Genomic DNA, 11,216 nt, shown 5'->3' on the forward strand with positions numbered 1-11,216 from the left:
TTAATTTTGCCTCCATTTTATATAATAATTATTTTTTTATTGAAAATCTTAATGCCAACTCTGATATATACTCCAAAGTTTTTAATATATTAGGATATACTGGACAAACACTTAAACTCTCAACTACAATAATTGATCCGAGCAAAAATATAATCCATAGACTTAAATATATTTTTTCGGATTTACGAATTGAGCTTTTCATTTTTTCTAACATTTCATCATTACCAAATATTTCTGATAAATCTTCATCTGTTAATATGTCTTTGTAATTAAGTTTAAGTTGTTCATAACTGTCCCATACTTTTTTGATTTCATAACGTGATTGACAGTAACATATTATTAAATATACAAAAGAACCCAGTAAAACACATTCTACTATAATAGTAATTTCTTTTGTAAAAAGATTATCTAATGGCTGATTTGACACTATATTAGCCAAAATCACAGTAAACAAAAATCCAAATATAGCAATGATATTTGACTTAAATTTATCTAATAATCCAGTCGCATATTCTCCTGTTCTTGAAACGGTATCGCTTATAAATTCCGCAACTTTATTCTTTAGTTCTAAATACGCCTTTACATTTTCTTTTAAATAAAGGTTATAATTAGACTGTATTGAAGCCATAACTTTTTCATCGATTTCCGTTATGGAAACGTACTTACAATGCAAACTAATTACGTTTCTAACAATGATTGCTTTATCAATTGGATTCCCATCTGTATAAATCCAATTGTAAATACTGTACAAGATCTTGTTATCTGGTAGCTCACTTATATTACAACAATATTCCATTGTACGTTGACCATTTATTATACCTTTAAGTTGACTATTACTTATTGTGGATGATGTTGCAATAAAACTGATAGATAATAAACTAAGACTTCCCATACTTAAAATGGGCTTTGCACCTTGAAAATTCAATATTTCAGCTAACAAAATAGTGATTTATGCTCCTATAGACTCTGGATGGAGTGCGTTACGCAGATATTTCGGTAGTCTTGCTTCAAAATCAGCAGTAAAAGCTCTCAATTGCTCATCGCTGAGCTTTAAGATTTCCTGAAGACTTGCCATTAAGGCATCCATCAGGATGCCTAGTGATCTGCTGAAAGTAATGTCTGCCATTTCATCAACAAGGAAAAAGAACAATTCGCCAAGCGTTCTCTGATCTACATTTTGGCGCTGTTCCATTGCAAGTAACATATATCTGGTAAACACGATAGCCACGTGAGCTGTCAGTGCATCATAGGATAAGCTGCGGCATTCTCCAATCAGGTTCAGCATAGATTTGCAGGTCTTGAAGAAAACCTCAATCTGCCAGCGCTTTCCATAAATACGGATAATCTCTTCTTCGGAAAGGGTCGTATCCGTACAGATAAAAGCAAGCCAGTCCTTGCGATTTGCTTTATTCCTTACGCAAACGATTTTCGCCGGAATGGGATTCTCTTTTCCTACCATGACGTCAACAGAAAGCAGATACTTTGATCTGCCACGGCGTTTTTTGTTCCTGGAATAGACCTCTTTGATGTTCAACTGTTCACCACAGTACGAATACTTGATGCGGCTGCTTTTCTTAATCATAGCGATCACATCCATATCTTTTGAATGGATGGCTGTGATCTGTGCCGGGTTGGAAAACCAGGAATCAAAAAGGACATAATCCGCCTTTAGTCCTGCACAGAGGGCAGTATCCAACAAAGTCATCATTGCTTCTGGTGCTTTTGTCTGCGCAAGCTTACGCCTTTTTCCTGCAATAGTCCTATTATCAAAGTTCTTTACCGGACCGATAATATTTGTTTCTTTTGCAGATGCTAAGAGGCAGCTGTTTACCGGAATCAATGTGTTTCCATCACTCCAGCTTAAAGTAAGCAGCCGAAACCCTTTTTTGAAATGCATATCGGTGTGGTCAAATACTTTTGATCCCAGTTCTGTTTTCTTACAACTGGTTCGGCTAAAAAGGCTATCATCAATGATGAACACATTTTTCCTGTTATCATCCGTTAGATCTTTGAGATCCTTATTAACGATATCCGCAGCAAGAAGAGAAGTAAAACGGAGCCAGTTTGTTTTTACCGAATTAAGGAACCGGTAAAAAGTGTTCTTTGAAAAACCTTCCTTAAAGGAACCTATCCGTTGCTGCATATACATACTTCTTCCGACAAAGACGTTGCAGAGTTTGTAACGAAGGAGAGAAACAGGTGAAACGCCTTTTTCTTTCATCCCATTACATCTGGCAAGAAGCTTGCTGACATGATGCCTGGAAAAAAATCTTTGAACGCAATCAATTAACTCGTTCTCATCGCAATGGTTTTGTGGTATACTGGACATGGCATAAATCTCCTTTGTAAAGATGGTTTCTAGTCAATTCCATTATACCAAACGGAACAGGTTTATGCCTTTTTATTGGCTGAAATATTGAATTTTCAAGGTTCAACACACCGTATTGGTGTGGGAAGTTTTAGTTACTTTAATATAATTCCCGCAGAGAAATCAACCTTTTGGCAAAACAAGCATTTTTTTAGCAGAAAAATGCAAACCATTATTTTTTTTGCCAAAATATCTCTAGTTTTGCCAGTTAATTGAAATGTCTCTGCTGATTTGGTAAACTACTTCCAGAAGCATTTATTTCAAATCCACACCACAAAAAAAGGAGCATTTATTTTATGATTACGGACATGAACCAGCTGGAACAGCGCGAATATCAGGATTATATAAATACTGTTTCTAATTCCGGCACAAACTCCCCTGAGGGACGTGACAAAGCATTCCTGATGTTTTCCAAACTAATGAATATGCCTTCCATATATGAAAACTACAGAAGTCAGCCAAACGCGCCTCTCCCGAACGAGGAAGCGGCTCTCGTCCAGGATTTTCTGAATTCCCTTTACGTCAACGGAAAAAAGCTGTTCTCTCCTCCGGTTGACCAAACCAACTATCGCGAGCGCCTTACCGATGCCATGGCCAGGATTTCTGTGGATATGGTAGATTTCCATTCGACCAAGGTACCGTATATCCAGCATACGGACGGTCACTGCAGCGCCATTTTCCCGGTATCCACCCCCCAATCCACCACAATTCCCCAAAAACCTGCCTGGTACAAACAGCTATTTAAACGCTTTAATTCCTCCTGGAACCAGGAGGTGAATGAATACAACGAAGCGGTCAGGAATACCGCCCAGGCAGAGAAGCTGCATCAGGAAACATCCGAATTTGCGGATAAGCTGATCGAGCGGGCCCGCAAGAGGGAACTACAGACTGCGGCCCTGGAGGCACGGCACGGCAAAGATATTTTTGACCAGCACATAAAGGATGTATTTAACAAGACACCAAATGAGGTACATACTTTGTACATAAAACCAGCTGACCATATCCTCAAAAATATTGGCCGTGAAAATGTTCCGGCCGGATTCGCGATTGGGATGATGATGGCAGAAGAGAATATGACTTTTGATCAGGCCATAAGCCCGGAGATGGCCGGAAAAAGGAGAGAATATGGGCAGCGGTTTGACCGTTTTTTCAAGAGAATGGGGGAAATCCACCGTTTGCCTGACGACACGCCGGAGCTGACAGCAGAAAAAGTCCGTCAGTTTAAAACAGATATCGCACCGGTTTTTGCTGATGTAATCGCTTCCTATGCTTCTGAGTCGATTTATCCCGTAGACGGAAATAATCCTGATTCCATCCTAAAGGCCGGGCAGCGGAATACTCTGCTCACTTCTTATTGTCAGGGGCTCGTTCAGATGTTCCGCAATACAATGAGCATGAAGGATCCTCTGCGGGTACAATACGCAGCAGCGACCGGGGAGGTTATCCGTGAACGGGCTGCCGGACTGGATGGAAATCAGCATCTGACCTCACACGAAAAAGCATTGAGTGAACTCGCCAAAGCGTCTTTGCCTGACAGTGCCGGAGCCGACAGTTGCCTGGAAACCATCAGAGCTTATTGTCCGTCTGTTCTTGAGATATATTCTGAGCCTCAGAAAATGGAAAACCTGAAAAAAACGATGAACGTATACGCTTACGCAGCCACAGCCCTTGATGTATGCACACGGAGCAATACATTAACGAATACAAATTTCCAGCACACTCTTTTCAACTCTGCTATTGAAGGAAATCTCATGAAAAATGAGGATGAAATTATGTTTGGAAATGCAACATTAATGTTATCTCTAACGGAGTATCAGGGACTAAAGAACATGCCGGAACCAATCAAGACTCAGTTCAGCCAACCCTTCTGTGTGAATGCATATGTCAAAACGCAAGCCTATAATTTATACCAAGCCCGTTTTAGCAGTGTGAGCATGGATAATATGACTTCCGAAACCCTGAGCCGGCATATTGACTGCGTGGAAAAAGGAATCCCCTCTCCCGGGCAGGAAGATGCTTTTAAAAATTCCGATAAGCAGGAAGAACTGCGGAAGCTAAACGAATTTAACCTCCGGCAGTCCCGACAGCCCGTTTCTTTCAACGAGCTGAACGCACGGCAGGCTTCTCAGCAGGGGCGCAGTACGTCCCCGTCCCATGTCCATACACGGCAGCAGCAGAAAGGCCATTCCTCCGTTCCTGACCAGCTTCACCGCAACGTACCTTCCAGGTAAAAAATATGCCCGCCTTCTCCAGGCGGGCAAAATTTTTACAGATAATACTCCATCGGATACGTCAGATAACTATGAGGCTCCAGCTGGTTGCAGGTCACATAGCCGGTCCGCACACCTTGCCGATGGTCTCCTGTTCAATGGTAATTCCCTGAAGGGTTTCAATGGTTACCACAGCCGAATATACCGGTGCGCTGCACAAGAATATCCAATGCCGCCTCATCAATAAAGGCACCTGTGCCCCCTGCACATGTGCCGTTCATACGCATGTCTGAAACGCTTAATGAATTGCTCTCCTTTTCCCAGCGGAAAAAGATTATCTTGGCGTCCTGGCCGCCCAGCTCGATGGCGGTCCTAACCTGGGGGTACTGTTCCCGCAGTACCAGTGAATTGGCAACTACTTCCTGAACAAACGGCAGATGCAGGGCTTCCGCTATGGTTTTTGCGCCGGATCCGGTCATGGAGAAGCGCATGGGCTGGCCCGGGAATTCCTCCGCCAGGCCGCGCAGCCCGCAGATCACGCTCTGAACCTGGTCGGCATTGTGGCGCTTATAGTTAGAATATAGGATCCATCTGGTATCTTCGTCCACGACGGCAAACTTTGTGGTGGTGGAGCCTACGTCAATGCCCACCAGAAGCCGCCGGGACTTCCGTTTGTCTTCTGTCATTTTCTTTGTCCTCTGTCTCTTATAAATACGTGATGGGCAGATGGCCTTCGCATCTGCCAAAGGCCATCTACCCATTAGTACACTCTAACACAAAGTACGCGGAATGTAAATTCCAAATTCATTATATATAATAAAATTTTCTTATTAGTCGCGGCAATTCTGCATGCCGCTTCTCACCATGCACCGCTGGAAAACACAACAAGTTTATTGGCTTCTTCCATAGCATTCCCAATATATTATCGGTTCTTTTCTGTGCGCCTTTCTCTCATTTTCTGTCTCGTATCCCAAAGCAATTAGATTAAATACTGTTTTTTCTGCTGGTACCTTTAAAATATTCTTTACTGCCATTTCCAGAGTTACATTGGGGTACACCCCCATCCATAAACTTCCAATCCCCATTGCAGCCGCAGTTAATAATATATTTTCTGTAGCAGCCGCACAGTCTTGAGCAAAGAATTCCTTATGCGTCGATGGATACTCCTGCAAATCCACAAACATGCAGAGGCCCACTGCTGATTGGCTTAATGGATGCCAGCTGCCTTTTAAAGCCGAGAGAGCACGTTTGTTTTCCTGGTTTTTAATTACAATATATTGCCATGGCTGCCCATTTCTTACAGACGGCGCCTGCTGCCCTGCTTCTAACAGTGTTTTAATTTGTACATCAGAAATTGTCCTGTCACTAAATTTCCGAACACTCTTTCGTTTTCTAATTATCTCTAAAATTTCTCTTTCCATTGCTATACCTGATCTAACTTTTTATATAACTCTATCATGGACTGATACGCCATTTTCATTCGCTGCATATTTCTCTGATAAATCTCTGCATTCTCTCTTTGAGGCATAAATGTTTTTTCCGCCGCCACTTTGCCCTTTATCGATTCAAAATCAGGATAGATGCCTACACCTACGCAAGCAATCATTGCCGCTCCCCACGCGCCGATATGCTGCATATTTGCAGGCCGTGTCAAGGATATCCCAAACATATCTGTCAAAATCTGAAGCCATAAATCATTCTTTGCCCCGCCCCCAATTATGGTACTTTCTTTGGGTGAAATTCCCTTTTTCTTTAGCCCATCTACTCCTATTAATAAATCATATCCGACTCCTTCCATAGCTGCTCGTATAAGGTGTCCCGTATGAATATCCGGCCGCAGGCCAATATAGCAGCTCTTTAAGCTGGCATCCTGAAAAAATGTGTTTCCCCGCAGCATAGACGGCAAAAAAAGGACTCCGTCGCAGCCTGCAGGTATTCTTTCCGCCATTTCAGTGGCCTGATGATATTTCTCTTGTCCTAAGCCTCCGCACATATTGTCAAGAACCCAGTCCAAAGACATGCACGCCGCATGCGAGTGAGCGCTGTTGTGATACTCCCCCCGTCCTACATATACAACATTCAATTTCATATCTGAGTCACGCAGAGGTTCCAAAGAATCTACGCCCAGCCATCCCGCTGTTCCCAGATAACAGACATATTTTCCTTTCTCCCGAACGCCCGCTCCTGTGGCACAAGCAAAGTTATCCCATGTTCCCAGCACAACGGGTGTCCCCTGACAAAGCCCTGTCAATTCTGATGCTTCCGCAGAAATAGTCCCTACAATTTCCGTGCAGTCGAGCGGCTCCGGGAGAATGCAGCTCTTAATCCCAACAGCATCCAGTATTTCATCGCTGTATTTTCTTTTTGTAATATCAAACATACAAGATCCGCTGGCATCTCCAAAGTCAGTAAATCCAAATTTGCCTGTTAAACGTAAAATTAAATACTCTTTTACACCTATGATTTTGTAGGTATATTTTAAAATATCCCCCTCGTTCTTTTTCATATAAAGCAGCTTAGCGGAGGGGCACATACTTCTTTCAAAGGCATTTCCGGTAATTTCATAATATCGTTCTTCCGGTATGTGCTCCATCAAGAATTTCGCTTCATTTCTGCTTCTGCTATCCATCCAAATTACCGCACTGTCTTTTAGTGCATTTCCCTTTTTATCCACAGGAAGCAAGGCATTTCCCTGAGCTCCAAAAGAAATGGCTACTATATCCTTCGGACAAATCTGTGCCTTTTCTATCACTGTTTTTGTCGCAATACATACGGCCTTCCACCAGTCCTCGGGTTTTTGAACCGCGCCGCCATCAGCAGAAAAAAATGTCTCATACGTACAATAGGCCTCTGCTAATACTTTTCCGTGCTTATCAAAAATGCACGCTTTATCACCGCTGCTTCCCAAATCATGCCCTAAAATTAACTCCATTTATTTTTCTCCTATCTTCACAAATACTTTAAAGGGATGTCGGGATCTATTCGTATCCCTCCATCCCTTTCGCATAGCTATATTAAGATCATTACTTTAAATACTCGTCTACGTTTTCCTGTGTAACCGTAAAGGTCTTGGCATCTATTAATTTTGATTCCGGTTCCTCTCCTGCTACAACATAATTATATAAGACGGTAAAAGCATCTACTACTTGTCCCTGCGGACCCTGAGACATAACTTCGTACATTTCACCGCTCTTTACATATTGGAGGTTTTCTGGAATCTCATCATTAGCAAATACAAAAACTTCTCCTGTTTTTCCTAATTCCTGCACCGCTCTGGCCGCTCCATTGGGTCCTCCTCCCGAAACAATAATGGCCATCAAATCGGGATTCGCATTCATCATGTCCTTCGCTGCCGTATATACTTTCTCAGCCTGATCAAGCGCCTCAAAAGGTCCTATCATCTCGCATCCCGGCAATTTCTCATTCAAATACTCTTCAAAGTGTTTTCTCTGCAGATCCTCTTTTGAACCAAGGTATGACTGAATATATCCATACTTAATCGGTTCACCGCCATTGTTCTTTTCAATACACTCAATCAGCGCATCCGCGTGTGTCTCAGCGCATTTCTGGCTGTTTATCATAATGCATGTGAGTTTATTCATGGGAATATCCGTTCCCTCTGCCTCGCCCACAATATTAACTACCGGAATTCCGGCCTCTGCCGCGCGGTTAATCCCCACCTCAGTTCCAGCTACCAGGGGAACGCCTACGATTCCATCATACCCCTTTAAAATACAGGCGTCAATTGTATCATTGTAGGCTTTCGCAGTAATTTCATTTCCGATATTCACATCTTCTATCTCGACATTTAAACCAGCGAAAAGCTCTGTGGCGTCCTCCAGTCCCTCATGAACCAGATTCCAAAACGGATTGTTATTATAGCCGAGAAAAGCAAATTTTAAAGGTTCCTCAGGCAGCTGCTCTACCGGGGTAAACTGCGCGTAGTCCGGCCATTGCGCAGTTTTAGCCGCAACATCATTTTCTGCTTCAGCGGCAGTTTCTTCCCCTGACTGCTCTACCGCCTGTTCCGTCTGTTCTGTGCTGGCTACGGTTGTCTCTGCCGCCTGCCCTCCTCCACATGCTGTCGTCAAAAAAGCCGCAGCAATCACTGACGCAACGATGGTCATCAACTTCTTTTGCTTCATAATGTTTCCCTCCTACTTAGTTTTTAAATTAGATGCATATTGCATAATAAGCTCCTGATCAAATTCTGAACGATTTATTTCCCCTGTAATTTTCCCCTCATGCATGACAATAATTCGATCACACAATAACATCAACTCTGACATCTCTGAAGAAATTAAAACAATGGAAATATTGTCCTCTGCCAGTTTTTTAATGATTCGGTATATTTCTGCCTTTGCACCCACATCAATACCGTGGGTAGGCTCGTCCAGCACAAGAATCTGCGGCATTTTTTTCATCGATAAGAATCTGGCCAGTAAAACCTTCTGTTGATTTCCGCCACTGAGATTTTTTATTCTTGTTTTTAAATCTGCCGCTTTAATATTAAGCTTTTGTTTCATTTCCCCGGCGACGGCATTTTCTTTCTTTTTATTTAGCAGCATCCCCCGTTTTAAATTTTTCAAATTGACAATGTTCATATTATCCCGGATGGTATGTTCTGCAAAAATTCCCTTTTCTCTTCGATCCTCACTGAGCATACCTATTCCCTGCGCAATCCCCTGGGCCGGATTTCGAATTTGTATATTCTTTCCCTGATATACAATCCTTTGCACCTTCGATTTCCTATATCCAATGAGGGCCTCAAAGAGCTCGCTTCTGCCAGCCCCCACCAGGCCGGCGAATCCTAAAATTTCCCCCTTTTTCAGGCGAAAGGATACATTTGTTTTCCACTCCGGAATTTCAATTCCCTCTACATTCAAAATATCTTCCCAATTATTATTTGCACTCCTTGATGCATTTCTTTGCAGCTCCTCCATCTCACTTCCCAATTGGCGTCCAACCATCAAGGAGACGAGTCGATCCGTATTCAAATCCTTATTCGCATATGTTCCCACCAGCGTTCCATCCCGAAGAACGGAAATAACATCGGCTATCTCAAAGATCTCTTCCAATTTATGAGAAATATAGATAATTCCAATTTCTTGTTCCTTGAGCTTTCTGATGATATTCATTAAGATTTTTACTTCTTTTATGGAGATAGAAGCTGTAGGCTCATCCATTATCACAAGGGCAGGATTTAATGCAATTGCTTTTGCTATTTCTACCAGCTGTCTTTCAGATGTACTCAAAAACTCGACCCTTCTTCGCGGATCAATATGCCCGATTTCGAGAAGCTCCAATACTTCCTTTGTCTTTTGGTATATTTTCTTATTATCTAAAAAGCCGAATCGATTCTTACAGAGCCCGCTGAGGAGCACATTTTCCATCACACTCAGGCTATCAAGAAGAGAACCTTCCTGATGTATCATAAAAATCCCCTGTGCCTGGGCCACCTTAGGATCATTGACTGTCACCGGACTTCCTTTCAAGTAAATAACCCCTTGACTCGGAAGAATATTACCAAATATCACATTCATCATCGTACTTTTCCCAGCCCCGTTTTCACCAACCAGAGCATGTACCTCTCCCCTTTTGAACGAGATATTAATATCCGTCAAAGCCTGCACCCCAGAAAAAGACTTTGATATGTGATCTAATCTTAAAATCTCTTCCCCCATATACTACTCCTGTTATTTGGCACGCAGGCGGTCTAAGCCGACAGCCAGAATGATAATCAAACCAATAGCAACTCTCTGCCAATATGCGGAAATATTCAGCAATACGAATGCGTTTTTCATCGTTCCTATAATGATGGCGCCTAATAAAACACCAATTATACTTCCCGAACCTCCCGACATAGATACCCCGCCAATGGTACTGGCAGCGATTGTGTCAAGTCCCAATGTCTGTCCGGACACCGCATCAGCCGTCCATAGATTTCCTGCATTAATAATTCCTGCAAAAGAGGCTAATGCTCCCATGGCGATATAGGCACCTATCTGAATTCTATCTACCCGAATTCCAGACATCCTTGCAGAGTTCGCATTGCACCCCACTGCAAAAAAATATCTACCCGTAACAGTTTTTTTAGTAAATATCTGAAAAACGATAATTAGAACCAGCATAATAAAAATGGAGATAGGCACTATCCCAATTTTCCCGCTTCCCAGTACTGCGGCCGCGTTCATGTAGCTTATAGGCATTCCGTCCGTTATCAGGTAGCAACATCCTCTTAAAATGTAATCCATGCCCAAAGTAACAATAAAAGCCACTATTTGTAGTTTTACTGTCATAAATCCGATGATATATCCAATGCCGCAGCCAATTATTACAGCAATCAGGGCCGCCGCCCACGGATTTAATCCCAGCTGTGTCAAAAAAGCTGCTGTGACACCTCCCAATGCCATAGTCGATCCAGCTGAAAGATCAATATTTCCCGTAATTATAATTAACGCCTGTCCTATTGCCACAATCGCTGTAACAGAAACTTGTTGAAGTATATTTACAAAATTTCCCACAGTGAAAAACACATCGGAGAGGAGCGATAGTATAATGCCCATAATTACCAACGCGGCTACTACACTGGTTTCTGGCGTTTCCTTAACAGTCTTTAAAATCTGCTTTTTATCCAT

9 protein-coding genes are annotated in these 11,216 nt (G+C 42.4%); 1 reads left to right on the plus strand and 8 read right to left on the minus strand.

Features of this window, described 5'->3' with window-relative positions:
* Positions 1-28 precede the first annotated feature (28 nt).
* Positions 29-940, minus strand: coding sequence for a hypothetical protein (locus ACLTD4_RS14100; RefSeq protein WP_412331366.1), 912 nt, complete (start codon positions 938-940; stop codon positions 29-31).
* Positions 941-949: 9 nt separating this feature from the next.
* The gene (locus tag ACLTD4_RS14105) at positions 950-2,329 is read right to left on the minus strand and encodes a transposase (protein WP_412331367.1); all 1,380 of its coding nucleotides are present in this window, start codon (positions 2,327-2,329) and stop codon (positions 950-952) included.
* A gap of 335 nt (positions 2,330-2,664) precedes the next feature.
* Between ACLTD4_RS14105 and ACLTD4_RS14110 the strand changes: the two genes are divergently transcribed.
* Complete coding sequence (locus ACLTD4_RS14110) at positions 2,665-4,599, plus strand: hypothetical protein (RefSeq protein ID WP_412331368.1); 1,935 nt, start codon at positions 2,665-2,667, stop codon at positions 4,597-4,599.
* 158 nt (positions 4,600-4,757) lie between these two features.
* Here the strand turns inward: ACLTD4_RS14110 and ACLTD4_RS14115 are convergent, their stop codons facing one another.
* The 6 genes from ACLTD4_RS14115 to ACLTD4_RS14140 form a co-directional block, all read right to left on the minus strand.
* Positions 4,758-5,264: a BadF/BadG/BcrA/BcrD ATPase family protein gene (locus tag ACLTD4_RS14115; protein ID WP_412331369.1), complete on the minus strand. Its 507-nt coding sequence runs from the start codon at positions 5,262-5,264 to the stop codon at positions 4,758-4,760.
* Positions 5,265-5,468: 204 nt separating this feature from the next.
* Complete coding sequence (locus tag ACLTD4_RS14120) at positions 5,469-5,999, minus strand: nitroreductase family protein (RefSeq protein WP_412331370.1); 531 nt, start codon at positions 5,997-5,999, stop codon at positions 5,469-5,471.
* Between the two features lie 2 nt (positions 6,000-6,001).
* Positions 6,002-7,510, minus strand: a complete 1,509-nt coding sequence (locus ACLTD4_RS14125) for a xylulokinase (protein WP_412331371.1) — start codon at positions 7,508-7,510, stop codon at positions 6,002-6,004.
* Positions 7,511-7,601: 91 nt separating this feature from the next.
* Entirely contained in the window at positions 7,602-8,723 is a 1,122-nt protein-coding gene (locus tag ACLTD4_RS14130; RefSeq protein WP_412331372.1) for a sugar ABC transporter substrate-binding protein, read from the minus strand.
* A gap of 12 nt (positions 8,724-8,735) precedes the next feature.
* Positions 8,736-10,262 (minus strand): sugar ABC transporter ATP-binding protein, encoded by a 1,527-nt coding sequence (locus ACLTD4_RS14135; RefSeq protein WP_412331373.1) that lies wholly within the window; start codon positions 10,260-10,262, stop codon positions 8,736-8,738.
* A 12-nt stretch (positions 10,263-10,274) separates the two neighbouring features.
* Positions 10,275-11,216 (minus strand): ABC transporter permease, encoded by a 942-nt coding sequence (locus tag ACLTD4_RS14140; protein WP_412331374.1) that lies wholly within the window; start codon positions 11,214-11,216, stop codon positions 10,275-10,277.

It is taken from the genome of Hungatella sp. (genome assembly GCF_046966825.1).

What these genes read in the sequence shown, in the direction of transcription:
- ACLTD4_RS14105 (WP_412331367.1), bottom strand. Translation starts at nt 2,329, where the DNA reads ATGTCCAGTATACCACAAAACCATTGCGATGAGAACGAGTTAATTGAT.
- ACLTD4_RS14110 (WP_412331368.1), top strand. Translation starts at nt 2,665, where the DNA reads ATGATTACGGACATGAACCAGCTGGAACAGCGCGAATATCAGGATTAT.
- ACLTD4_RS14115 (WP_412331369.1), bottom strand. Translation starts at nt 5,264, where the DNA reads ATGACAGAAGACAAACGGAAGTCCCGGCGGCTTCTGGTGGGCATTGAC.
- ACLTD4_RS14120 (WP_412331370.1), bottom strand. Translation starts at nt 5,999, where the DNA reads ATGGAAAGAGAAATTTTAGAGATAATTAGAAAACGAAAGAGTGTTCGG.
- ACLTD4_RS14125 (WP_412331371.1), bottom strand. Translation starts at nt 7,510, where the DNA reads ATGGAGTTAATTTTAGGGCATGATTTGGGAAGCAGCGGTGATAAAGCG.
- ACLTD4_RS14130 (WP_412331372.1), bottom strand. Translation starts at nt 8,723, where the DNA reads ATGAAGCAAAAGAAGTTGATGACCATCGTTGCGTCAGTGATTGCTGCG.
- ACLTD4_RS14135 (WP_412331373.1), bottom strand. Translation starts at nt 10,262, where the DNA reads ATGGGGGAAGAGATTTTAAGATTAGATCACATATCAAAGTCTTTTTCT.
- ACLTD4_RS14140 (WP_412331374.1), bottom strand. Translation starts at nt 11,216, where the DNA reads ATGGATAAAAAGCAGATTTTAAAGACTGTTAAGGAAACGCCAGAAACC.